This window comes from Desulforamulus aquiferis, assembly GCF_030577015.1.
Lineage (GTDB): Bacteria > Bacillota > Desulfotomaculia > Desulfotomaculales > Desulfotomaculaceae > Desulfotomaculum > Desulfotomaculum aquiferis.
Map to the genome: position 1 here is coordinate 128,104 of NZ_JARPTC010000007.1, position 24,965 is coordinate 153,068.

24 protein-coding genes, 1 rRNA gene and 3 riboswitches are annotated in these 24,965 nt (G+C 40.4%); of the genes, 5 read left to right on the forward strand and 20 right to left on the reverse strand.

Annotated features, from left to right (window positions below):
• Window positions 1–289: 289 nt before the first annotated feature.
• The 6 genes from P6N53_RS06015 to P6N53_RS06040 all read right to left on the reverse strand — a co-directional run bounded on the left by P6N53_RS06015 (window position 290) and on the right by P6N53_RS06040 (window position 8,237).
• Window positions 290–1,099, reverse strand: coding sequence for a formate dehydrogenase accessory protein FdhE (locus P6N53_RS06015; RefSeq protein WP_304541885.1), 810 nt, complete (start codon window positions 1,097–1,099; stop codon window positions 290–292).
• 23 nt (window positions 1,100–1,122) lie between these two features.
• Window positions 1,123–2,289: an NrfD/PsrC family molybdoenzyme membrane anchor subunit gene (gene nrfD / locus P6N53_RS06020; RefSeq protein ID WP_304541886.1), complete on the reverse strand. Its 1,167-nt coding sequence runs from the start codon at window positions 2,287–2,289 to the stop codon at window positions 1,123–1,125.
• Between the two features lie 44 nt (window positions 2,290–2,333).
• Complete coding sequence (locus P6N53_RS06025; RefSeq protein ID WP_304541887.1) at window positions 2,334–3,143, reverse strand: 4Fe-4S dicluster domain-containing protein; 810 nt, start codon at window positions 3,141–3,143, stop codon at window positions 2,334–2,336.
• A gap of 39 nt (window positions 3,144–3,182) precedes the next feature.
• Entirely contained in the window at window positions 3,183–6,266 is a 3,084-nt protein-coding gene (gene fdnG, locus P6N53_RS06030) for a formate dehydrogenase-N subunit alpha (protein WP_304541888.1), read from the reverse strand.
• A gap of 153 nt (window positions 6,267–6,419) precedes the next feature.
• Window positions 6,420–6,929: a molybdopterin-guanine dinucleotide biosynthesis protein B gene (gene mobB / locus P6N53_RS06035; protein WP_304541917.1), complete on the reverse strand. Its 510-nt coding sequence runs from the start codon at window positions 6,927–6,929 to the stop codon at window positions 6,420–6,422.
• A 75-nt stretch (window positions 6,930–7,004) separates the two neighbouring features.
• A complete protein-coding gene (locus tag P6N53_RS06040) occupies window positions 7,005–8,237 on the reverse strand; it encodes a molybdopterin molybdotransferase MoeA (protein WP_304541889.1) in 1,233 nt (410 codons plus the stop codon).
• Between the two features lie 431 nt (window positions 8,238–8,668).
• Between P6N53_RS06040 and P6N53_RS06045 the strand changes: the two genes are divergently transcribed.
• Window positions 8,669–9,328 (forward strand): helix-turn-helix domain-containing protein, encoded by a 660-nt coding sequence (locus P6N53_RS06045; RefSeq protein WP_304541890.1) that lies wholly within the window; start codon window positions 8,669–8,671, stop codon window positions 9,326–9,328.
• 168 nt (window positions 9,329–9,496) lie between these two features.
• Here the strand turns inward: P6N53_RS06045 and P6N53_RS06050 are convergent, their stop codons facing one another.
• On the reverse strand, window positions 9,497–9,712 hold the full coding sequence (locus P6N53_RS06050) for a hypothetical protein (RefSeq protein WP_304541891.1): 216 nt from the start codon (window positions 9,710–9,712) through the stop codon (window positions 9,497–9,499).
• A 168-nt stretch (window positions 9,713–9,880) separates the two neighbouring features.
• Window positions 9,881–9,999, reverse strand: a riboswitch (molybdenum cofactor riboswitch).
• Between the two features lie 37 nt (window positions 10,000–10,036).
• Window positions 10,037–10,155, reverse strand: a riboswitch (molybdenum cofactor riboswitch).
• Window positions 10,156–10,419: 264 nt separating this feature from the next.
• Here P6N53_RS06050 and P6N53_RS06055 point away from each other — a divergent pair.
• On the forward strand, window positions 10,420–11,553 hold the full coding sequence (locus tag P6N53_RS06055) for a geranylgeranyl reductase family protein (RefSeq protein ID WP_304541892.1): 1,134 nt from the start codon (window positions 10,420–10,422) through the stop codon (window positions 11,551–11,553).
• A 15-nt stretch (window positions 11,554–11,568) separates the two neighbouring features.
• Here P6N53_RS06055 and P6N53_RS06060 read toward each other — a convergent pair whose 3' ends face one another.
• The 8 genes from P6N53_RS06060 to P6N53_RS06095 all read right to left on the reverse strand — a co-directional run bounded on the left by P6N53_RS06060 (window position 11,569) and on the right by P6N53_RS06095 (window position 19,145).
• Window positions 11,569–12,360, reverse strand: a complete 792-nt coding sequence (locus P6N53_RS06060; RefSeq protein ID WP_304541893.1) for an energy-coupling factor ABC transporter ATP-binding protein — start codon at window positions 12,358–12,360, stop codon at window positions 11,569–11,571.
• The gene (cbiQ, locus tag P6N53_RS06065) at window positions 12,360–13,139 is read right to left on the reverse strand and encodes a cobalt ECF transporter T component CbiQ (protein WP_304541894.1); all 780 of its coding nucleotides are present in this window, start codon (window positions 13,137–13,139) and stop codon (window positions 12,360–12,362) included. Before cbiQ ends, P6N53_RS06060 begins: the two co-directional genes overlap by 1 nt.
• A 16-nt stretch (window positions 13,140–13,155) precedes the next feature.
• A complete protein-coding gene (gene cbiM / locus P6N53_RS06070) occupies window positions 13,156–13,794 on the reverse strand; it encodes a cobalt transporter CbiM (RefSeq protein WP_304541895.1) in 639 nt (212 codons plus the stop codon).
• Window positions 13,794–14,231, reverse strand: a complete 438-nt coding sequence (locus P6N53_RS06075) for a carboxypeptidase regulatory-like domain-containing protein (RefSeq protein ID WP_304541897.1) — start codon at window positions 14,229–14,231, stop codon at window positions 13,794–13,796. The genes cbiM and P6N53_RS06075 overlap by 1 nt, the downstream gene beginning before the upstream one ends.
• A 73-nt stretch (window positions 14,232–14,304) precedes the next feature.
• Window positions 14,305–15,141, reverse strand: a complete 837-nt coding sequence (locus tag P6N53_RS06080) for a DUF4382 domain-containing protein (RefSeq protein ID WP_304541899.1) — start codon at window positions 15,139–15,141, stop codon at window positions 14,305–14,307.
• Between the two features lie 81 nt (window positions 15,142–15,222).
• Window positions 15,223–15,669, reverse strand: a complete 447-nt coding sequence (gene nikR / locus P6N53_RS06085; protein WP_304541901.1) for a nickel-responsive transcriptional regulator NikR — start codon at window positions 15,667–15,669, stop codon at window positions 15,223–15,225.
• Between the two features lie 194 nt (window positions 15,670–15,863).
• Window positions 15,864–17,294, reverse strand: coding sequence for an aldehyde dehydrogenase family protein (locus P6N53_RS06090; RefSeq protein WP_304541902.1), 1,431 nt, complete (start codon window positions 17,292–17,294; stop codon window positions 15,864–15,866).
• A gap of 94 nt (window positions 17,295–17,388) precedes the next feature.
• Window positions 17,389–17,508: riboswitch (molybdenum cofactor riboswitch) on the reverse strand.
• 86 nt (window positions 17,509–17,594) lie between these two features.
• Window positions 17,595–19,145: a PAS domain S-box protein gene (locus tag P6N53_RS06095; protein WP_304541904.1), complete on the reverse strand. Its 1,551-nt coding sequence runs from the start codon at window positions 19,143–19,145 to the stop codon at window positions 17,595–17,597.
• 188 nt (window positions 19,146–19,333) lie between these two features.
• Between P6N53_RS06095 and P6N53_RS06100 the strand changes: the two genes are divergently transcribed.
• Together P6N53_RS06100 and phoU are read left to right on the forward strand one after the other, a co-directional pair.
• Window positions 19,334–19,966, forward strand: a complete 633-nt coding sequence (locus tag P6N53_RS06100) for a GTP pyrophosphokinase (RefSeq protein ID WP_304541905.1) — start codon at window positions 19,334–19,336, stop codon at window positions 19,964–19,966.
• Between the two features lie 292 nt (window positions 19,967–20,258).
• The gene (phoU, locus tag P6N53_RS06105) at window positions 20,259–20,915 is read left to right on the forward strand and encodes a phosphate signaling complex protein PhoU (protein WP_304541907.1); all 657 of its coding nucleotides are present in this window, start codon (window positions 20,259–20,261) and stop codon (window positions 20,913–20,915) included.
• 147 nt (window positions 20,916–21,062) lie between these two features.
• Here phoU and P6N53_RS06110 read toward each other — a convergent pair whose 3' ends face one another.
• Entirely contained in the window at window positions 21,063–21,761 is a 699-nt protein-coding gene (locus P6N53_RS06110; RefSeq protein WP_304541908.1) for a zinc dependent phospholipase C family protein, read from the reverse strand.
• Window positions 21,762–21,960: 199 nt separating this feature from the next.
• The gene (locus tag P6N53_RS06115; protein ID WP_304541909.1) at window positions 21,961–23,094 is read right to left on the reverse strand and encodes a glycosyltransferase family 4 protein; all 1,134 of its coding nucleotides are present in this window, start codon (window positions 23,092–23,094) and stop codon (window positions 21,961–21,963) included.
• Window positions 23,095–23,291: 197 nt separating this feature from the next.
• On the opposite strand from P6N53_RS06115, the gene P6N53_RS06120 reads away from it, so the two are divergent.
• The gene (locus P6N53_RS06120; RefSeq protein ID WP_304541910.1) at window positions 23,292–23,447 is read left to right on the forward strand and encodes a hypothetical protein; all 156 of its coding nucleotides are present in this window, start codon (window positions 23,292–23,294) and stop codon (window positions 23,445–23,447) included.
• Window positions 23,448–23,508: 61 nt separating this feature from the next.
• Here P6N53_RS06120 and deoC read toward each other — a convergent pair whose 3' ends face one another.
• The 3 genes from deoC to rrf form a co-directional block, all read right to left on the reverse strand.
• Window positions 23,509–24,168 (reverse strand): deoxyribose-phosphate aldolase, encoded by a 660-nt coding sequence (gene deoC, locus P6N53_RS06125; RefSeq protein ID WP_304541911.1) that lies wholly within the window; start codon window positions 24,166–24,168, stop codon window positions 23,509–23,511.
• Between the two features lie 139 nt (window positions 24,169–24,307).
• Complete coding sequence (locus P6N53_RS06130; RefSeq protein WP_304541912.1) at window positions 24,308–24,505, reverse strand: DUF1540 domain-containing protein; 198 nt, start codon at window positions 24,503–24,505, stop codon at window positions 24,308–24,310.
• A 175-nt stretch (window positions 24,506–24,680) separates the two neighbouring features.
• A 5S ribosomal RNA gene (rrf, locus tag P6N53_RS06135) occupies window positions 24,681–24,797 on the reverse strand.
• Between the last annotated feature and the right edge of the window lie 168 nt (window positions 24,798–24,965).

Below are 24,965 nucleotides of genomic sequence, written 5' to 3' on the forward strand. Positions count from 1 at the left end.
AAGTTGGGATTAACTTCCTCCTATGGCTGAAAGCATGAGAATGGTAGCAATTTCCCTATCACGCAGACTTAATCCCTGCCTATTATAAGTATCGTTCAAAAGCTCCACTATTACTTTTCTTTATGCTTAACGTGCCCATCATGATCACATCAAAGCAAGTATATCAGCTCTCCTTAGTGGGACAAGGTACCTGTCCCCTTGTCCCAAAAAAAATTCCCGGTTCTAACCGGGGGATAAACAGGCGCGTTTACAATAAACATACACAAAAATATTAGATTTTATAGCCACCCTATACCCATTGTCTACTATGGCTCCGCTGAAAACCTTCAGCTTGAGCTATTTTGTCTAGTTCAGCAGTGGCTAAATCTTCACAAAAAAGATCGACCTCTCCGGAAATACGCTCGTCGACAGTTTTTAAATAGCTTTTGCACCTGTCACACAGATATATACGATATTGCTTATAATTATCCAAAGTGATAAAAGAAGCTTGGGAAGCATTGTCGTCACAATGGGGACAGCCTAATCTTTTATAACGCCAATCGATCTCACACCGCCCGCAGTATAGTCTACGATGTCCATCCTTGCCGGCGAGCTTTGCTATTGATGGTTGTGAACCACAAACAGGGCAGTACCCATGGGTCCAATCACTTATTTGTATCTGGCCTAATACAATTTCTGCATAGGTTTTAACTACTGGTTTAAAGGTGTTATAAGCGATATATTCAAGCAAGTCTGCCGGTACATTTAAGTATTTGGACCATTTCAGCATGCTTCCCTCCACCAGAAACAGCGAAGTTATAAATTCTTGTCTTTGGGGCTTTGATAATTCCTCTATACTATTAATATAATTATTTGTCACAGGCTGCGGTCCGACCTGCCACTTTTGGCAGGCCTTGGCCACAGCACAAAGATGCATAAATAGCCTTTCTGATTCAATTCCGGGTGGAGCTACTGCAAGGGCTGCTTTTCCCTGGCTCCATTCCTTAATTTGCTCGGTATCAAAACTGACCCATAAATCTAGAGACTGAGTATCCTTTTCCAGATTCATTATTTCGAGATAAAAGCTTGCAAGCTTCTCCGTGCTATTATTTAATCCCATGAAAGCAGCTCCTTTGTGTACGATTAGGCATGTACCTTCTGATTGGGTTCCTCATGTTCTAAAATGTTGAAATTCTCCACTATAAAGCAGTAGACCAAACAACCAATAGCAACCAACCCGATACTAACGGCCCACTCCATAATCGAAGGGAAATACCAGCCTCCTAAGGATGCTGACATACCGGTAAATACTACGTTCATTCGGTTTAGAATAACTCCGGCACTGACCAGAATACCAAATGTCGCAAGTCCGGTTCTGGTTGCACTCATTCCACTGAAAGCAATAACTATAGGTACAACAACACCTAGAACCATCTCAATCAGGAAAAAGTTACCCTCTATATTACCTAAAAAGATCATACCCAGTACCCCTCGGCTAGCAAGATCATAAATTTTAAGGGCAAGATAAATAATCATTATCACGCCGGATATCCTTACTAATCCTTGAAGTACGTTAATGGGCACCTGATGCTTATAGGCTCTGCCTGCAAGGGCACCTTCCACACAAATCATGGCGGGTCCCACAAAGAAGGAAGACATCAGAAAGAAAAGAGGAATCATGGTTGACCACCATAGTGGGTAAAGTTTATCTACCATAATCAAGTATAATCCACCCAGGGAGGATTGGTGCAAAGTTGGAAAAATAATACCAACAATAAGCAAAACCGGCATGGCCCTTTTAAAGAAATCGTGGTACTTTGTTCCAACTTTTTCTGTCATAATTTCACCGAATTCCAATACCTGAACGGTAGTATAGCAGGATACACACCAGAAGACTTCAAACAATACTGAAGCATGACCCCAAGACACAAAGGGACGCCAGAAGTTAAACCATTGGCCGATATCAAGGAACAACCCTGCCATAACTAGAAGGTAGCCAAGCAAAGAGGTTAACATTGCACTGCGTGCTATGGCATGATATTTGTTTTTGTGGAGCACATGAACCACAATGGCAGTAAAATATCCACCTCCGGCCAAGGCAACGCCTGTCAGAACATCAAAGCCGATCCAGAGGCCCCAGGGCCACTGGTCATTAAGATTAGTACTGGTGCCAAGGCCGGTTGCTAAGCGGTATCCCGCAATTACCACGCAAAGGGCAGCCAGTAAAAAAAGAACCTTGCGGACAGGAGTAATTCTAAACTTCCAGTTATACTCCGAAATTTCTTTAATTAACCCTTTATTTGCCGACATCTCTTTCCCCCCAGTAAACCAAATGGTTCGTCAATTTTACCTTACTACAAATGAACATCTTTACCGCTATCTTTGGCGATTTGATCACGCCTCTTGGTATAGTGGTACATTACAGTTAGCAAGGTACCCCAGCCCACTGCAATAATTGGTGTCCATTTTAGGAAGTTGTGAGAGTACTCCGGCAACGGTATGGTACCCAAATTGGGTCGGAAGCCAAAGTTTTCAAAGGGCACGTCGGAAATGTACAACCAGGAAGTCCCACCGGCTTCATTTTCACCCAATACCTTTTTAATATATGCTGGTTCACTATTAATCCTGTTCCAGGCTTCCTTTAATAAGTCGTCACGTTCACCAAATATAAGAGCATCGGTAATACAGGTGTCCACACAGGCCGGTTTTAAACCGTAACTAAGACGATCATAATGGTCGTTAGGATCGAAGCAAAACTGACACTTAGCTACCAGGGGGAACACTTTATCCCATTCATATTTGGGAACATCAAATGGGCAAGCAAGCATGCAGTAGCGACATCCCACACAAAGATGAGGATGGTATATTACCGCGCCGGTTTTAGTATCCTTCTCCAAGGCTTTGGCAAAGCATGCTGAAACACAGGCCGGGTATTGGCAATGCATACATTGCATCTTAGATGAGCGAATTTTGTAATCGCCATCAATCTCTAAAACTTTAAATTTAACAACAGTATAGGTGTCCCCATCCATATCAGGCGGCCCCGTTAGGCCATCCTCAAAGGCTGGTATCTTAGCTGGCAAGTCATTCCATTGTTTACAGGCTACCTGACAAGCTTTACAACCGATACATTTTGTTATATCTACAAGCACACCCTTTGGCACTTCATTACACCCCCAATTAAAAAATAGCTACCTTCAACTCTATGCTTTCCTCACGTTACAAAGAAATGCTTTGTATTCTGGTATGTTACTGTTAGGATCTCCTACGGAAGGAGTCAAATCATTGGCTGATGCCCCGGTGGTTAGGCCCTTAAAACCCCAGGAATAGGGCATAGATATCACTTCGGTTTCCTGACCGTTTATTGTTAACGGGACACAGACACCGTTTACGGCTGCCTTACAGGTTATTTGACCCCGAACAGATTCAACAATAACATCATCACCATTCCGTACGCCAATCCTTTGAGCAAGGTTAGTCGAAATGTTGACAAACATATGAGCTGATATTTCAGCTAGAGAGGGGCAATTTCTGGTGGTTGCACCACTTTGGTAATGTTCAACCACATGAATAGTAATGGCTACATAGGGGTACTGCTGACTACCAAGCTCTGCTAATTTACTGAAAACACCGGTCTTAAATGTAAGTGCCATTGGATTATTTTGCTGTCTAGAGATCAGGTTTTTAAAAGGACTTTCATAGGGTTCATAGTGTTCCGGCAAAGGACCGTCGCTTAGGCCCTTGACAGCAAATAAACGTCCATGTCCATCCTCCGACATAATAAATGCATCCACAGCAGATTTTTCCGGCGGTACCGTTATTGGGGCAGCCCCCGGCTCCGGTGCAGGTTCGGATGCCTTAAAGTCAGGTACATCCACGGTTATCCATTTGCCTGCCACAGAGTCCCACCTAACATAGGGTTTATCTGGGTTCCAAGGGTTACCGGAAGGATCCGCTGAACAACGATTATAGGCAATACGTCGGTTAGCCGGCCAGGAAAAGGAATATTGAGGAAAGACTCCCAGGCCAGACGGATCTTTGTTAATCCTACGCTTGCAAGCCGGTACTTTGGCATCTTTGTCCTCTGCCCAGTAACCACTTAAAACCCAGTTGCCACAGGCAGTTGAACCATCACTAGCCAACATTGAAAAACCTGTTAGGACTTTATTGGTAGCAACTTCATAGCCGTTTAGCTCAGTTGCCACCTTCGCAATATCAGGCTCCTCCTCACCGGGTATGTCATAATCCCATACCAGATTCATAATTGGCTCAGGAAATTTCCCGCCATCTTGATATTCTTTTCTTATGGTTTTAAACAGGTTGTAAGCTATCCAAAGATCAGACTTAGCTTCATTCGGAGGATTAACCGCTTTATACCTCCACTGTATCCACCTTCCGGCGTTTGTTACTGAGCCTTCCTTCTCAAAGGACATGGCCGCAGGCAATAAAAACGCTTCTGTCTTTATTTGACTGGGGTCCGCTCCAGGTCTGTGCCAGAAGGCTGCGGTTTCAATTTCAAAAATGTCGTAGACCACCAGCCAATCAAGATTCTCCATGGCTTTGTTGGCCTGAACGGTGGATGGTCCGCCAACCGCGGGGTTTTGTCCCGTTACAAAGCAACCTTTAATTGTACCTTCGGACATATAGTTGAACAAACTCATATATGAACGATTCTTACCATCATGTTTTGGCAGCCAGTCATAGCAAAAATCATTTTCTTCAGTGGCATGTTCACCATACCAGGCCTTCAACTGACTAACTAAGAACTTTGGTTTATTAGACCAGTAGCTTGTTTTAGGTGTCTCAACCTCTATATACTCTGCTAGCGTTTTATGTTTACTGGCATAAACCATACCAAGATATCCCGGCAAATTACCATGCAGCATAGCCATATCAGTGGAGCCTTGAACATTTTGTTCCCCGCGCTGGGCATTAACTCCGCCACCAGGAATACCCATGTTGCCAAGAAGAAGTTGCAGCATACAAAGTGCCCTTGCGTTTTGTGTCCCCACAGAATGCATGGTTATGCCCATACCGTAGATAACGCAACCTGCTTTGCCCCTTTGCCCACTGGCAGCATACAAAGCACAGACCTTTTTAAAGGTCTCTTCCGGTGTTCCGGTAATTTGGCAAACGGTTCTAATGTCATAGCGGCTCACATGTTTCTTTATAATTTGAAATACACAATTAGGATCTTGTAATGTGGGATCCTTTTTTATTTCTTCGCCATCCTTTTGATATTGCCAGGTAGAGGTATCATAACTAAATTTCCCGTCAATTTCAGTTAATCCTGAAAATACTCCGTCCTCGCAGTTGTATTCCGGATTTATTAAAAAACTAGCATTAGTATAATTTAAAACATACTCTTTAGACCAAAGGTCATTCTCAATAATGTAATTCAGCATTCCATTAATAAACGCAATATCTGTGCCCGGACGCAGCCTCGCATGAACATGGCACATGCTTGCTGATTTACTGACCCTTGGATCAACAGCAATAAGTTTAGCACCCTTTTCCTTTGCCTTCATGGCCCATTTCATTCCCATAGGGTGATTTTCTGCTGTATTTGAACCAATTATTAAAATTACATCGGCATTCCTATAGTCAACAAAGTGATTAGTCATAATTCCGCGTCCGAAACTGGGAGCCAGACCGGCTACCGTGGACGAGTGTCAGAGGCGGGCACAGTGTTCAATGTTAAGCATGCCTAAAGCTCTATACATTTTATGAAGTAAATAAATTTCTTCATTATCAAGGGCAGCACCGCCAAAGTGAGCTATGGCAGTTGTTCTGTTTACCGTTACTCCCTTCTCATCTTTTTCAACGAAGGATTCATCACGGGTTTTTTTAACTCTCTTAGCAATTTCAGAAAGAACCCAATCCCAGCTCTTCTCTTCCCATTTACTGCTGTAGGGAGCCCGGTAAAGGGGCTTAGTGATCCGCTGCTTATTAAAGACCCGGTTCTTCTTTTTGCTTATAACAGTATTACCTTCAATAATTCCATTTCCTTTGGGGCAGATAGTACCTGCATTAACTGGATGGTCCGGGTATCCCTCACAAAATACCACTCGCCCCTCTTCGTTAGAATAAATTAATAGTCCACAGCCACAACCACAAAAACAACAAATTGAATATGTTTCCTTTACTTTCCTAAGCTTTAAAGGTAGTTTCTCCCCTGTAAAATGGTCTTGGGACTCTGAAGCTACTGCAGAACTTGCTGCTATAGTTAACCCGGCAGTCCCCAGACTAATACCTTTTAAAAATTCACGCCTGCTTATTTTTTGCATCTGAATACATCCCCCCTTGTTTATACGGGATTGCTATATGTCGGGTTTTCTTAATTGGCTTCTTCACTCCCTTCTGTCCCTTGTGTATTACCTAACTGGTAGTGCAAAAATATACTCAATTTTCTGCACTCCAAATTAGATCCTCTTTGATAATTAAAAATTGACCAGTTTTTCAGTCTGCTTCTTAAACTGGTACTTACTTTCCAACAAATCTGCAACTCCTACTGCATCATCCAATTCAAATACCGGAACACCTATATTCCAGGACATATCGCTTACCAGGGCAATTAACTCATCCGGAGCGCACAATAGTCCTTCACTTCTCTCAGAACGGCATATTTCAATTTTCGGTTTATTTGATTTTTTATAACCCTCCGTTATAATAATGTCTGTATCAAGGCTAACAATTTGTGCAAGCTGGTCCAAGGTTAATTCTTCGGATACATTGCTAATCATAGCCATCTTTGCAGGTGAGGATATTACCACTGTATCAGCACCTGCTTTAGCGTGGCGCCAAGTATCCTTGCCAGGTTTGTCAATATCGAATCCATGTACATCATGCTTTATTGTGCAAACCTTTATATTTCTTAGTTTTAATTCTTTGATTAGTTTTTCAATAAAGGTTGTTTTTCCGGCATTTGACTTTCCAACGATTGCTACCATAGGTATATTCACTCTTTAGCCCACCTTCTTTCGTCATTTTTTTCAATATTATGATTTTTTAGATAATTTAATTGCCTATAAGACATAATTTGAGGACAACAAGATCGCGTTCACTTCTTCTCCAACATTTAATGGACCTCGACCACCTGGTATATCAATTAGTGCATTACATAGTAACATTGATTTTAAAGCCCCTGGACTTTGTGTCCCAGCTGGCACTGCACGATAACTTCCGTTCTTCCAGTAAACATTTGCCCTTAGCATTCTTCGTTGACTGCTTTTTTTATTAAAGGATTCATCCATAATGGCAGTTACATTTGGTGAATTTACGTGTTGCATGCCAGTTATCCTCTGTATAATAGGTCTTATTAACATATAGAAAGTAATCATAGCTGCCGATGGGTTTCCAGATAAACCAATAATAAGGCGACCATCCTTTTCACCACAGACAATAGGTGTCCCCGGCTTTATATTGACTTTCCAAAATAAGGTATTTGCACCACTAAGCCTTATCGCCTCTTTAACATGATCCCTTTTGCCAACGGATACACCACCAGTGGTTATTACCAGGTCATTTTCCTTTAGACAATAGCTTAATAGATAGGCTATATGATTCATTTCATCAACAGTACTTTTATAAGGTACTGCCCTTCCTCCTGCTTCAGTAATTTGGGCAGAAACCGCATAAACATTACTGTTGTATATTTTGCCTGGCAGCCTTGGTTCATCTATACCAACTAGTTCGTCACCTATTGTTAATACTGCTACTTTTGGTTTCTTGAACACTTTAACCTGCTTTTTTCCCATAGATGCTAAAAGACCTACAACAGCTGGCGTGATTATCATACCTTCTGAAAGAATTTTTTCCCCTTCCAGAACATCGTCGCCCATGTAAATAAAATTATCACCAGGTTTTAGTTGAGAAAATATTAGAACTCTATCTTCTAAGGGCTGAGTAGCCTCAATTTTAATTACTGCGTTTGTTCCATCCGGCAGTGGGGCCCCGGTTGCTATAGCAGCGGCTTCCCCATGCACCAATGGTTTTGCTGGTATATCCCCGGCATATATATTTTGAGTAACTTTAAGTGAGCATGGCTTTTCTTTACTAGCATTTACTGTATCCTCAGCTATGACAGCATATCCGTCCAAGGGAGACCTATTAAAAGGAGGAAGTGGAAAATCAGCAACAATATTTTCGTATAACACTCTCCCTAGAGTATCTATAATATTAATTTCCTCAAAGCCAACGGGCTTCGTATACTTCAACAAAATATTCAACGCTTGTTCAAGGGGTATTTCCTTAAGCATCCTTACCTCCCTAAATTCATTTAAAATATCTCCACCTAAATAACAGTGCCAGCACTAGCAAATATCCTTGACAAATTTTTACACTTTTCCCCATCACTTTGCTGGAAGTGTTTAGCAAAACCACTTGTCATAGATCTTAAAATTTGTTAATATCAGTTAGATAAAGGCAATAAATATACAAAACGGGGTGTTCTGTTTCTAGACTGCTGTCCCCCATACTTCTTGTGTTTCTGTCTTTTAGTGCAATTTTTTTATTCTTGCCCCCTTCCTGCTAACCTAAGGCACAGAATAAATGTCGCTTTCTAAGGTTGAATTGGTATTTTTAACCTTGCTATTTAAAAGTAAGTATAATGCTTCTGAGAAAGCGTGTCAATAACAATGCGTTTCCAAGAACTGTATTAATTATAAAATATTTCTGAGAAGGAATGTGTATGACTATTTCTGATAGATTTAAGCAGCTCAGGGAGACCCTTGGTTTAACCCAAACCCTTATGGCCAAAGATTTAGGTATAGATAGAAGCCACGTTGGCAATATCGAAAGTGCTTCTAAGAAAGCATCCGAATCATTAATTAAACATGTATGTGTTAGGTATGGTGTTTCAGAGTCATGGCTAAATTCTGGGGATGGAGAAATGTTCATATCTCCAGAAGAAAGAGTCCAGAAGCTTATTGAACAATTAGACACTCAACCATCAATTAGTTCCTATTACAAATTTTTAGCAGATAATAACCTGCCCCTACAAGCTTATTTACCAGATCACCTCCAGGCTCAGGCTTACTTGTTAGAGCAAAGAAAAGAGTCCATTAGGGAAGAATTTGAGGCACGGTTAGTAAGCAGAATAAGTCAAACTACCGATACCACCACTAAAAGCGAAGGCAGCACCCTGTCGATAATTAAACATGATCAAATATCTGACACGGACCTAAAAGAGCTTGAAGATATGAAAAAAACTTTGGCAGACCTTTTCAACGCCAGTCCTTCTTTTAGGGAATGGGCAAAAATACAGTTTAAGTATGCCTTTCCAGAAGCAGTTGTTGCCCAGGCTAGAATTCAATTACTGAATAAGATATCCAACGACAAGCTTAAGTAAATTTCAAAACAAAACAAAAAAGACCTAATGGTTAGGTCCTAATAATTTGTAATTAATTAACTTGTTTAAGCCTCCTGTGTAGTTCTTTACACTAGAGGCTTGTTTTATGATTCCGCTAATACTTTTTATTCCTCTTTTAATTAATTGTCTGTTCTTCTCCTCTAAATACTATCTATTTATATTTTGCCTTAGTATATGTACCAAACTATTTAATGTGATATAAAAATCCTTTGTTAAAGGTTTTATTGACGCGTTACAAACCAGCTCGTTAGTTACATTAGTAATATTATTATTTAATACATTGTTATCCATCATCGAGGCCATATCTGCAATGACTAAAGACAGAGTTAAAATAGCTTCTTCTTCACTAATCTCTGTTGTCATTATGTCACCTCCGACCACTTGGCAATAAATTTCAATCTCAAGCAAGGAATATTCCTTCCTATACTTGTCCAAAACCGTCCAGTATACGACTGTCCACGCCCTTACATAAAAGAAAAAAGGTCAGTTAGTGCTCCCTTTTAAAGGCAACACTAAACCAACCCTGTATTATAGGTGGAATAATGCTCTCCTTTCCAAAGGGAGGCTAACCCGTTTCCCGGTTAACCCTAAACGGCCATAAAACCATAACATAATGTTTTAGGTAGTAAGGCTCGGAGAACGCTCTATAATTAATAAAAACCGCACTGGTGTGCGGTTTTTGGCATGGCTAATAAGACTTACCATCCTTTCCACACGGGAGGCTCATCCGTTTCCAGTTGAACCCTAACGGCCAGAGAACCATTATCTTTTATTACAGGTCCTAAGGCTTGGAGGTAATAATTTTCATCCGTACTGGGTTAATTTTTTGATTAACTCTGAAGATTAAAATAACCTTGTACTTATTATGCCAAAAAGGTTTATATCTATCAATTCAATTATAATTATTTATTATAAAAATTACCAACAGATTTTGACTAAAATTGACAACGTATATAACATAAAACAGCAACATCTACAATCTGTGATTTTATCTGGTTTATATTGTGAATAAAACTCAAACAAAGTTCCAAAAATAAAATAAGTATCCCAATCAAAATCGGAGGTTTTTCATGAAAGTAGCCATAATAGGTGCTGGTGTGGCAGGTCTTGCCGCAGGGATAGTACTGGAGAAAAACGGAATTGTCCCAGATATCTATGAGCAGAATTTATTTATTGCTGACCATTACTCCCATATTGGTGTTTTATTTAATATGGCATACCGGGGCATTACAGCTCAACCGATAAAATATATAAAAAAACTGCTAGCAGTAGAGATATCTCCCCTGGAAACCATAACTGAACTAATTATTAATAGTAAAAATTCCCAAGCAACAATTTCTAACGAAACTATTGGCCATAGTTTTATAATCGGCCAAGAACCAATATCCCTAGGAAATCAACTTTTAAGTAATATTAAAAAATCAAAAATCTTTTATGAGCAAAGACAGTCTATTGATAATTTATCCCACAAATATGATTATGTAATAGTTGCAAACGGTAGTAGAAGTGAAGATTATATTGCAGATAAGTATTTAGAAGGTTGGAAACAGTACCTGGTAGCTTACACCAGGGTAGCTAAATTACATGGCAGCTTCAAAAAAAATACAGCCATTGTCTGGGGAAATAAAGGGATATTGAAGGATGGGTACGGATTTTTAGCCCCTTTCAGTTCCCAAATAGCCTCATTATACGTTACTGTCCCCCATGTTCGGAATTGGGACGAGTTTAATCAATGCTGGACAGGTTTCTTTGCTAAAGAGAACCTCCTTGAAAATACAACTCTTCTTGGAACATATGAGAGGACACACGTGGCGGCAGATTCAGAGGGTAAGCAATGGAGAAACTGCCTTTTTGTTGGGGATCAAGGCGGCTTCTTAGACCCTTTTTTGGGTCTTGGAGCTGCAACTGCAATGGCCACAGGAGCCATGGCAGCCTATGCTATTATTAAAAATAGGGATTATAATAAATTAGTGCAGAAATATAAAAGGATCATAAACATAATGAGTAACTATAGAAACTTTTATGACACCATAGATGATGATACCTTTGATACTATAGTCCGGTCTGAAGACAACCCGGTCTTAAGTAAGCTTGTATATGGCACTAATATTGATTGGCTAAAATATGGTTCTATTGCCTTTGCTCCTTTTCTAAAGCATAAAGATTCCCCCAATTTTCATGAAACCTATTCCTCACCAAAGTAAGCTTACCTCATGGGTTTATTCATGCTCAAGATGATGGTTTTCTTTATGTGGTATCAGTGAGTGAGGCTTCTCCAAACCATGGGCTTCCATTAATTCTCGGTTGCTCATGATTTCCCTGGGAATTCCATCTGCCGAAATAGTTCCTCCGTCAAGCAAGATAACCCGGTTGCAAACCTCCAAGATAAATTCCAGGTCATGGGAGGCTATGAGCATTGTTTCCCTAGTGGTTGATTTCAAGAAATTAATTAACCTCCTCCGAAAGCGAATATCCAGGTTGGAAGTTGGTTCATCATAGATAACCATCCTTGGACGCATAGCCAGTACCCCGGCAATCGCCACCAAACGTTTTTCTCCCCCAGACAGATGGTGTGGGGGGCGCTGGGCAAGATCCCCAATGCCAGTGATCTTGAAAGCCTCCTTTACCCTCTCCTCTACTTCACTCCTGTCCAAACCCAAATTCTGGGGACCGAAGGAAACATCGTCCTGTACAGAAGGGCAGAAGAGCTGGTCGTTCTGATTTTGAAATATCATGCCCAATTCTGGTCGAAACTCACCTGTTTTTACCTGCTTTCCAAACAATTGAATATCGCCCGAAGTTGGCATAATAACTCCACAGCACAGCATAAATAAAGTTGTCTTCCCTGCACCATTGGGTCCGATAACCCCAACCCTTTCCCCTTCCAGGATCTCAAGGTCTAAGCCCTTTAATACCGGAGGCCTACCGTGATAATGATACGTAAGCCCCACAGTCTGTAGAGCCTTGCCTGAGGAAATCATAGAATCCGGCAATATCTTGTGAATTGCCATTAGATCAATACCTCCAGTATATCCTTTAATAAAAGCTGGACTGCCACAAAGGAGGCTGCCACCAGCAGTGATGCCACTAAACCAGCTAGTCCTCTCTGATAGGAGGCCTGGAAATCTTCCCGGTAAGAAACAGTCTGACCGTAACCCCTCATAATCATGGCCTTAAAAACTCGATCCGACTGCTCATAGCTGCGAACAAGTATGGTACCAGCTAGAGATGACAAAGTACCCATACTTTTTTTACCTCCTCGAAAGCCCCTCAAGCCCATGGCAGTCTGCATGGTTTTAAAGTCAGCGCCTATGTCAAAAAGATATCTATAAGCAAAAAGTGTCATATCAGCCAGTAATGGAGGCAAACCAAGGGAGCGCATTGCCTTAACAGTGGTAATAAATGGTGTGGTCCCAAATAAGACTATGCCAAGTGTCAGGATTGATACAAACTTACAGGCGATCAATAGAGCGACAAGGCAACCCTCTACCTTTATCGATAGAGGTCCTGCCTGAAAAAGGACCTCTTTTCCAGACATAAAGGGCAAGATAACAAGGGTAGCCAACATAAAGATGCCTGGCAGGCGCAAGCGGGACAATAGATACGAATAGGGTAGGCGAGATAAGGTGTAAAGAATAGCACTTATACCTAACATCATCGGGATCATCCTGATGTCTTGAACAAAGGAAAAGGAAAACACCAGTGTCATAAGAGAGACCAGTTTATAACGGGGATCCCAGCGGTGTATAGCTGTGTTCAGGTAGGCATACTTATCCACGTACAAATCCATTCTAAAGCCTCCCCATTTACATCTTTAGTAATTCTGGCTTGACCCTTTTTAAGAAAATTACTACCAAGGCAGTAAAAAGTCCTTCAATAATCATCAGGGGCACATGGGCCAAGGTTAAGGCATAGATACCGGCCTTTTCTGCTGCCACATCAAGGTGAGCAGGTATTGTGTTGAACAGGATGACAAACATCACTACCGCGGCAATACCTGTACCAAAGGCCCCCGCAATAAACCCAAAAACATATAGCTTGATTTTACCATCCCACGCAAAAAGGTTGCGGGCCTGAAAAATATGGTGGGCCAGGAGGGCTGAAATACCCATAACAGAAGCATTTATTCCCAGAGTGGTCAGTCCTCCATGCTGAAACAGGACAGCTTGGAAAAAAAGTCCAATAAGAATGGCTGGAAATGCATAGCAACCCAAAATTGCCCCCATCAGGCCAATCAATACCAGATGGACACTGGTGGGTGGAATGGGAATATGGATCCATGAGGCCACCATAAAAGCCGCCGCTAGAAGGGAAGCTTTGGGAATTCCCTCCCTTGGGTCATCCTGGCTGTTTATTCTACCCAGGGAGTACCAAGTGGCAACCCCGGTGACTGCGTAGCCTGCCAAGCATACAGAGGTTGGTAATATACCATCAGGTATGTGCATCAGCTTTTCCTCCTGGAGAAAAATAAAGCGGTTCCTACAAACCCCCAGATGGCGCAAGCTCCCATCAGTACAATTTGTGTGGCGGTGTAGCCGGCACCACCGATGTCCGCCTGTGTGGTCCCCACAGGTATATGAACCATTCCTCCATGCCCCGCACTGCGCACCTGGACATCCCATGTGCCAGGCTTGGATGGGTCGGGAGTAAAGTAATAGTGACCGTTTTCATCTGCCTTGCCGGTTGCCCAGGGAACCGACGGGTTATCCGGGGCAAAGATGGTCACTTGCCCTTCGCTGAAAGGTTCACCTGTGTCATATGCTGCCTTAATATATATGGCACTGGTTGATTCGAAGGTAATGTTTACCCCGTGAGCCAAGGCTGTGACTGGTGTAGCCATCAGCATAATAATAGATAGTGTCAAGAGGTATAACTTATTCATCTTAGCCTCCTTGAAGCGAAACTCCCGCCCCACCGAAATATCGTTGAGGCAGGAGACTTGAACAAAAAAATAACTATTGAACTTCTACGTGGCAATGTCCTTCACCCACATGACCCAGGGAAGGCAGTACGTCCACCAGCATTTTGTAATCTTCAGCCGATAGTTTTTCCTTCAGGGTAGTCATATCCACCTCAAACTTTCCATCATTGGCCAAGTCGGCAAAGGGCTTAAAGCCCAGGGCACCGGTATTCAGCTCATCATCAGCGGGAGTTTCCATATCACCAAAGATATGATCAAAATGGAAGGTCATTTCTATATCTGCAGTGCCGCCTTCCTGCAGCACTCCTTTACGCTCATCCCCCACATAGTCTCCACCTGTATATTTATACTCAGTCTCATACTTAAGTACAAAGTCGATGGTTTTATCATCCTTTACTGCTTGACCTACAATGACAAGGGAATAGCCTTTGGCCGGGCCATCCATTGCCCTGGTCATTTTCCAGGATATGGCGTTATAGTGGCCAATGGGGGCTTCCTGAGATTCACCTGCCAGCACCGGTGGTGCATCCTCATCTCCTTCTGCCAGGTCTACCGTAAGGCTTCCAGCCAGAGCTACCTTTTCCTTGGCAGTGATCTCCCCTCCATTATGGGCATCATAGGGTGGTTCTGCCTGGTAAGCGGTTATCTCGGATAAATTAACGTAAACATGATCAAAGGTGAGTGCCCAGCCATCCTTTGAGATAAATCCCTCACGGATGAAATCCTCACCATTGGCTATGAACTGTAAGGTTCCTACTTTTTTCCCGGCAGGCTGTTCCTTGGATTCCCCTTGACTGTTGGAATTGCTGCACCCGGTTACTGCCAGCAAGATAATTATAAATACCAATGTGATTATATTTTTTCTAAACATTATTTTCCTCCTATTCTAAAGGTGTATCTTTCTTAGAAATTTGTATTTATACCTTAAAGAATATGTACATGCATGATGCTATTAAGCTTCAGATTTGTGTGCTGTTTGCTGCTCATCTACATAGGTAACAGATAGCTCAGCATAAAAGACACCCTTTTGCACTTGTATCATTTGATGCATTTGTCTTAACTTTGCCAAAACACCCCGAACCACTATTATTTCTAAACATTGATGGTGATTTATGTGAACATGCATGGTCGAAATTATTTCATGGTGATAATCGTGTTGTAATTCTAAAAGATAATTAGTTAAGCCAACGAAATGATGATTATACATAATAACGATAGTCCCGGCAACCATATTAGTTGACTGAAGATGATTCGGATCTATTAATGATTTGCGAACCAAATCACGGATAGCCTCTGATCGACTATCATACCCCCGCTCGGAAATTAATTTATCAAATTGTTCAATTAAATCCTGGGGCATAGAAACCCCAAACCGGGTCAACACCTCCTTGCTTGGCAATCCCCATCCCTCCGTCTGTGTTACTAATTACTAAAAATATAACACGATCCAAGGAGGAGATAAAGCATTTTATATCTTCATTTACATATTTATCAGAATATACCATTTAGTATAATTATCTTCTAGTAATTGCTTATTAATAAAGCCCTATGGAGTAAACCATAGGGCTAGGTCAAGAAACAAACTAGTTCATTTTATTTACCTTTCAACTTCAATACCACTACTTTTTCCCTGGTCATTTCCTCTATGGCATAACGTGGCCCTTCTTTCCCGGTTCCACTCTCTTTCCAACCGCCATAGGGCATAAGATCCGCTCGGAATGCTGATACATCATTGATTATAACCCCGCCGCACTCTAATTCTTCTGCACAGCGGCTAGCTATATCCAAGGAGTTGGTAAAAACACCTGCCTGCAAACCATAGTTAGAATCATTAGCCATAGCAAGGGCTTCGTCAATTGTATTGTACGATACTACATTAAACACAGGGGCAAAGAGCTCCTGACAACTACATTTCATCTTAGGATGAACATTTGTTAAAATAGTAGGTTCTAGAAAGGGGCCATTCCTCTTCCCCCCTACCAATATCTTTGCACCTTCAGTTACTGCTTCTTGAAGCCAGCCTTCAACCCTGATAGCTTCTTTTTCATTTATCATTGGCCCAATATCAGTCGTGGGATCTAAAGGATCCCCAACCTTTAAAGTTTTAGCAAGAGCTGCCGCCTGCTGGCAAAAATCATTATAAATAGAATTATGAACATAAACTCGCTGAACCGAGATACAAACTTGTCCTGCATTGGCAAAGGCAGAGCGGGTGCATGCTTCGACAGCTACCATTAAATCTGCATCACCATGAACAATTGTTGGTGAATTAGACCCCAGCTCCAAGGAAACAGGCCTTAGTCCAACCGAATTTTTAAGTTTTAATCCCACGGAAGTACTGCCGGTAAAACTATAGAAATCAATTCTTTGGTCCTTTGCTAAAGCATCTCCCACCACTGAACCAGGTCCCATCACCATGTTAAGATATCCCTTAGGTAGTCCGGATTCTAAAAATATTTCGCATAGTTTTGCTCCAAAGATTGGTGTGGTACTGGCAGGTTTGTATACAACAGCATTTCCTGCAGCAATAGCAGGACCAATTTTATGACAAGTTAGATTTGCAGGAAAGTTAAAGGGAGTTATCGCACAAACCACACCTAAAGGTTGCCTTATAGTCCAGGCGCGACGATTTTCATTACCAGGTGAACTGGAGATAGGAATTATCTCACCATGGATACGTTTACTCTCTTCTGCAGAAATCAATAGGGTTTGAGCAGCCCTGGATACTTCCATCCTTGCTTCTCTTATAGTTTTGCCAACTTCAAGGGAAAGGGTAAGGGCCATTTCTTCTTGTCTCTCCATTAGCAGTTCACTGGCCCTTTTTAAAATATCATACCGCCGATAAGGAGCTATCTTCTCACGTTTAAAGGCCCTTTGGGCAGACGTGACGGCTTGCTCCACTTCCTTCAGACCAGCCACATAAATTTCTGCCACAGGTTCCCCATTTGCTTTATTTAAGACTTTCTCTGTTTGATCAGATTCAACCCACTGCCCGTTAATAAATAGCTTAATTTTCGGAATCAATTTACATACCCCCATGTCAATTTATATTAAATCTAGAAAAAAGGGTTAGATAGCACCACTTTGGAAAGCAGCACTAACCAACCCTCTGTAATGGCAGGTGGTATCATACTCTCCTTTCCAAAGGGAGGCTAACCCGTTTCCCGGTTAACCCTAAACGGCCATAAAACCATAGCGCAAGACCTATAGGCAATATGGCTCGGAGAACATAATAAATCTATTCTATTAATAAATTACAATATCCTTTTTCTTGTGTCGAATTTTTGTAGGTCTTTGAAGCTTTTATAAAATGCACACATTACACTACAATTTAAACCTAACAAAGAAGGTTGTTCCCTCTTCACCTGTTTTAATATCTATTATTGCATTATGCCGGGAAGCAATACTATAGCATATTCCAAGCCCCAATCCAGTCCCTTCCGTTTTGGTAGTGAAGAATGGCGTGCCTAATTTCTCCAATACCTCTCCAGTAATACCCTCCCCCTGGTCCTGAATCCCAAGGACCACACAATTATCTTCCCTGCTGGTTATGATTTTTAAGCGCTTGCCCCGCCCCATTGATTCCAGGCCATTTCGGCAAAGGTTTAAGATCAATTGACGTATTTCTTTACTATCTAATAGTATGTCTGGAATTTCGTGCAATTCACTTTCCACATACTTATCCTGACCAACTGCATCTGCTTGAATTAGGGGTAAGATGGTCTCCACAATGGTGTTTAGGTTTTGCATTTCGAGTTCCTCTGATTTACTCTTGGTCATGGAAAGATATTCTGTAATGATGGAGTTGGTACGATCAAGCTCTTCAATCATCAATTCAAAATAATCATTAAACTTAGAGCATTCATCCTTACCTCGCAGCATCTGCAGAAATCCCCTCACGGTTGTCAAGGGATTACGAACTTCATGGCTTATGCCGGCAGCCATCTGACCGATAAGATTTAAATAGCTTAGTCTGGAAATCTCCTTTTGGTATTTCTTTTTCTCAGTAATATTTTTTATAAAGACAGAGATTCCATCATCATATGGAAAGGCACGAATTTCATAGTAAGCATCTTCATAGACAGAAGTCATCTCAAATTGTACAGGTATCCGTTCTGTCATAGCCTTATGATATTCCTTATATAGTTTCGAATTTAGGGACTTTGGAAATAGCTGCCATATACTCTTACCCAACACTTCTTCTCTTTTTTTATTAAGGGCTAAACATTGATGTTTATTTACATAGGTAAACTGCCCTTCTCTATCTAAAGCAAAAAAACCTTCGGTGATACCATCAAGAATATTAAACATTTTCTGGTTTGTTTGCTTCAGCTGTTTCTCTAATACTTTTCTTTCTGATATATCAACCATTGAGCCTACAATGTGCTCGTCTCCGCCAAGTTCGATTAACGCAGTTGATAATATCACAGTAGCCCTTTCTCCTGACTTTTTTCGTATATCAATTTCTATACTATCAGCTTGTCCCTGCTTCTTTAACATACTAAGCATTTCAAGTCGGGCCTCTGATTCTATCCACGTGCCAAGAATAGTTGGAGTAACCCCTATCACTTCTTCACGGGAATATCCAAATAGTTTTAAGAAACTGTCATTAACATCAACAATTATATCGTCCTTTAACCTTGTTATGGCTGAGGCAGCAGGATTGGCATTAAATGCTTTGGCAAATCGTTCATTAGAGATTCTTACTTGCTCTTCTGCCTCACTTAATAGAGCATATTTCCAGTCTTTATTAAATTCAAGGAAAGAATTATTTGCACTGTTTAATAAATTATTTAGATTATTATTTTTCATTTCCTGGTTTTGCAATTTCTGCTGTAGCTCATTTATCTTAGCAATTAGCTGTTCTTTTGTCATGCTTTCATATTGCATAGTTTGAGAAGGTTATCTCCTTTCGTATAGCAACTATTGAATAATATTCAATCTCTACTATAAAATTCCTTTAAGGGGTTATAGCCTTGAGCTTTCACCTTAATATAGAAATAAAATTACTTTGGAAGGTACACATTAGGAGTGAATGATTTTCTTTAAAGAAGGGGTATAACATGGGGGAAACAATTATTGACAGTAAATTGAAGGAATGGGCTAAATTCTTGATTGGTTATAAATTTGCTTTGGATGAAGTTCGAACAAAGCTAAATATTTTGAACGAAGAATTTCATATAATTCATGACTATAATCCAATAGAACACATTAAAACAAGACTAAAAACTCCAGACAGTATTATTAATAAATTGAAGAATAAGAACCTAGAAGTTAGTTTTGAAAATGCCAATTCCCAGATTCGTGATATTGCCGGCATTCGGGTAATTTGCTCCTTTACCCCAGATATTTACAAAATTCTGGATATGATTTGTTTACAAGACGATATAAAACTACTGGAAATAAAAGATTATGTGAAAAATCCAAAACCAAATGGTTATCAAAGTATTCATGCAGTTATAGAAATCCCTGTTTTTTTATCTGTTGGGGCAAAGCTTCATACGGTAGAGATACAGATTAGAACCATAGCCATGGATTTTTGGGCCAGCTTAGAACACAAAATTTACTATAAATACAATAAGGGTATACCCTCCCCCATACAATGTAGCCTTAAAGAAGCTGCTGAGATTGTAGCCTCCTTAGATTTGAAAATGCTGGCCTTAAAAAATGAAATTGAAAACAAAAGCAATTCATAATGGCAAGGAAAAACCCCATCTATAATTTATTAATAATATCTTTATAATTTATTCATCTATTCCTAACATTTGCTCTTTATAATGAGTAAGAAAATAAGACTACGAATGAAAATACTTGGCCGTTAACAAGTCTATACAACCTTAATAATAAGAATGAATCCTTGCAAACATAGACATCATTTTATACTTGATGTCATTCTGTTATTTAAGGTTTATTAAGGCACTTGTAAATGATAATCATTTGATAGTGTTCTTATTTTTTTACACTTACTTTTTGGGAGGCTTGGAAATATTGTCAACGCGTTTCTCCTTTGATCGTCAATTAAATCATTTGCAACAGCATATTTTAAGGATGGCCAGTATGGTTGAAATTGCTATCTATAAGTCGGTAAAAGCATTAACCTGCCAGGACGTTGCCTTAGCTCAAGAAGTTATTGATGGGGACGATGCTATCGACGAGATGTTTAGTGATATCGAATATACCATTATTAAAATTATTGCCACGCAGCAGCCCATCGCAAAGGACCTTAGAATGGCAACCACAGGTTTAAAGATAATCATTAGCCTTGAACGAATGGCCGACCATGCTGTTGATATTAGCAAAATTGCCCTTAAACTAGGAGACAAGAAATTAATAAAACCACTAACCAAGATTAATGAGATGGCTCGATTAACCCAGCTAATGATTAAGGACGGTCTTGATGCCTATGTAAACCATGACCAGGATAAGGCCAGAAAGATGTGTCTTTATGATGATGATGTAGACTACTATTTCCGTGAGGTATATGAGGAATTGATAGTATTCATGGAGAACGATCCTGAAACTATTAGGCAGGCAACATCCCTGCTGTTTGTATGCCGTTATTTGGAACGTATTGCAGACCACGCCACAAATATTGGCGAGGAAGTAATTTACCTTATTACCGGACACTTTGAGGAAATGAATTAACCCTGAAACATAAGGCCAAAGGAATTAAACTCTAAACTCCTTCGGCCTTAACTCTCTCTCCCCTATTTCCTTGTCTTTCTTTATTTCCTCCAATCCTATTTCATCAAGAATTTTATCTATGACTTCCTTTGTCAATTATCTCACCCCTTATTCAAGTATCATTTCGTAAAAATATAACCAAAAACCACTGGTGCTTTGCTGGGCTAGGGGAAGTAGGGCTTGTGTTGCCTGGTGATAGGATTCCTCTGAAATACCTGCCTTTACAAGATGAAAAAAATTAAAGGAGCATGACGCATTGTGATGTATCCAATCCCTTGGACAAGTCATTTTTTGGTAAAGCCCCTTCTCATAAACACGATATTCATTCCTATGCTCTTCAGCCCAATGCTCATATTCCTGGTGTCCATCCAGGATAACACAGCGGGAGTGATGTGGCACACACATATCCTGCAACAGATGGCTGGCGGCACCTAGATAAAACATGGCTCCTTCATGTTTCTTGCTCTTCCAATGGCTAATTGCTTGCTCAAAATATTCTTCAAATACAGTGCTGGCATTAAACCAGTGCCATTTGCCGGAAGAGGTCTCGGGATGATAATGGTGGGATAAACTCTTAAAACCCTTGTCGGCCCAAATTACCCCTGCCTCCAGTTGATTTATAAAGTGGCTAAACAAATTAGCTGCCCTTAAATGATTATCATTTCGAAGTATTTCAATGGCTTGAAGGTTGCAAAAAAGATGAGTTGCACCAGCTCCCAGTACAATTTGAGTCGGCAACTGGGGCAGATGAGCTTTAGTGTAACTGCTGACCGATAAGTTCCTGAGGGACATCACGAAATTAAGCACTTGCCCCACCTCACCAACTATTTTAAATACCCCTAGACCATATCACCTATATATGTACTCTACATATGCCTTATGCGCATTCCATTCGGCTAAAGCCATAAGCTATAGTCATTATAAGATACTAATGTTAATCCTTTATAAACGACTCATTAGAATAGTCTTAACTTTACCTAAAACTCCTTTGAATTTATACCTTAAGCTAAGCTGTAACTTTATTGTGTAAACAAACAATCTCCTGATAACTCAGGATTAATTTATTAAATATGGTATCCCAGGACTTTGTCATGGCATGGTCCCTTGCCTGAAGTGATAACTCTTTTCTTAAAGTTTCGTCTGTAATTAGCCGTTCCATTGCTGTAACCATATCCATAACGTTGCGTGGACTGCAGGCAAGTCCGTTTATCCTGTTTACCAGGTTTTCCCTCACTCCCCCCGAGAAGGCTGCTACCACAGGAAGTCCTGAAGACATGGCTTCTAATACAACGTTACCATAGGTCTCAGTTGTTGAAGGAAATACAAATATATCACTTGAGGCATAGGCCCTAGACAATTCATCCCCATGAAGATATCCGGTAAAGGTTACATTTGGTGGTGCAGACTGCTCCAATTTCTGTCTTAAAGGACCATCTCCAACAATGACCAAATGGCTATTTCGATGCTTTTTATTTAGCATCTGAAAGGATTTCATTAATATATCTATGTCCTTTTCAGGTGCTAGTCGTCCCACATAAAGAAGCAATTTTTTATTCTGTCCAAACCTTTTTCTAAAAGAAAAGTCAAACTTAGCCGGATTATAAAGTTCGGTATCAACACCTCGGCCCCATATTTCCAGATTTTTTATTCCCTGCTGCTTTAACAGTTTCAGAGTAGATTTTGAAGGACAATAACTTTTGAGGCACATATTATGAAACCAACGTAGATACTTCCAGGCTAACATGGCAATTATTTCCACTTTATAATAGGAGAGATATTGAGGAAAATTGGTGTGGTATGAACTTACAATGGGCAACCCGGTAGTGGAAGCATATTTCAAGCCACAAATACCCATGGAAAATTCGGTTGCCACATGAATAAGGTCTGGTTTAAAACTATTAAGTTTTTGAAAGGTCTCAGTGTAGTTTGGTATAGATAACAGACACTCAGGATAGAAGGGTAGACTCAAACCTGGGGAGACTAATAACTCATAGTTTCGCTGCCCTTGAAATTTTGTTTCCGGAGTGATAACCACACAGGGAATATTATTTCTAGTTAGGGTATCTGCAAGTCTCCCAATGGTGCGAGCAACCCCGTTTATTTGCGGAAGGAAGGTATCAGTGAAAATGGCAATACGCAAAACCAGTTTCCCCTTTCCTGAATGATATTTTTGCACCATTATAAAAGACCTTTGTAAAGTCAGTTTATAATACTATATTAAATTTACGTTTATTTTTTATGTATTTAAGGAGACACTTGTTTTTGTGCTTAATAAGTTTTGAATACCTGCGAAATAATAAATTCGGACCGACTAAAAAACCGATGGGAGGTTTTAAGATGTCTGAGAAAAACGAAAAGCTTGGACTGTTGGGTGATGATCATAAAAGCAAAACCAAGTTCATGTATGAAATGGGTGAACTTGGCTTTCGAAGTGCTAGAAACAATCAAAATGATACCAATCCAACTAAAACCTCAACTCCTTCGGTACAATGAAGTTTAAAATGGTCCTAAATGTATGAGGTCAGGAGTAGCTCCTGACCTCATACAGCATTTATTATATTTCAACTATAGTGATCCCCGAACTGGTCCCAATTCTATTTGCTCCGGCCTCTACCATTGCAATAGAATCTTGATAATTCTTTATGCCCCCTGAAGCTTTAACACCAACATGGGTACCTACAATGCTACGCATTAATTTTATATGTTCAATGTTCGCCCCACCAGTACCAAATCCAGTAGATGTTTTAACAAAATCTAACCCAGTCTCCCTTGCCATTTCGCATAGCCTAATTATTTGCTCCTCATTTAGATAACAGGTCTCTAGGATTATTTTTATTACCAGCTTTTTTGAGCTAGTGGAACGCAAGGTCACAAACTCTTCCATTTCTTTTTTTACAAGGTCAAATCTATTGTCAAATACATAACCCACATTAACTACATAATCAAGCTCATCTGCCCCCATTTGGATGGCATTTTGAGCTTCATATATTTTCACAGCTGTAGTATTAGCACCTAGAGGAAAACCAATAACTGTACAGACCTTGACGTTAGAATCCTTGAGTAGCTCCACTGACAGGGGGACATAGCAAGGATTAACACAAACTGAGGCAAACCCATATACCTTTGCTTCTTTACATAGCTTTTCAATATGTTCAAATGTTGTATTCGGCTTTAACAAAGTATGGTCTATCATTGACGCAAGATTTACATTCATAAAACTCAATCCTTCGCATTTTATTGAACAAAAGGTATAATACCCTTTCTTCCTGTTAATTGCAATAGTATATATATTGATTTTTCGTAAGCAATTATTTATCACTCAAAATAAATAGGCACCCGGAGGTGCCTTTTCCTTAACCCTTTGCGTTTTTAAATGTCTGGCAGCAAGTTTCAGCAATATTGGCTGCGGGAGTTGCGGATAGTTGCTCTAGTTGAGCGTTAGGTGAAAAGCCCCCGTGACCATCACTTTGTACCACAATTTGTTGTGCATTACACAAATTGCGTGCCTCCCAATATTTACAGGTATTTACAGTGCAGTGAACATCCGGCATACAATTACCCCCTTTATATTATTATTAAAAGAAATCACAGACTTAGGTTTTGAAATTATGTTCATTTTTATTCACTAATAGCAATTTTTTGACTAACAGAGATGATTTTTTTACTCACTTAAAACATTAAGAAACCCGCCGTCTTAATCAAAAGACAGCGGGTTTTGTAAAATTACTCTGGCGACGACCTACTCTCCCAGGGGCTTGCGCCCCGAGTACCATCGGCCCTGGAGGGCTTAACTGCTGTGTTCGGGATGGGAACAGGTGTACCCCCTCCGGTATCGCCACCAGAAATTCGATATTCGATGTTCGTCATTCGAGGTTCGATCCAAGCATTCCTCTTGGGTCTTACCTCAAGCATATATCCAATTTATGTGTTCCTTCAAAACTGAACAGCTTTAAGTAATCGTCGTATATATTTTTCTTAGTTCGAACTTCGAATCTCGAATCTCGAACTTCG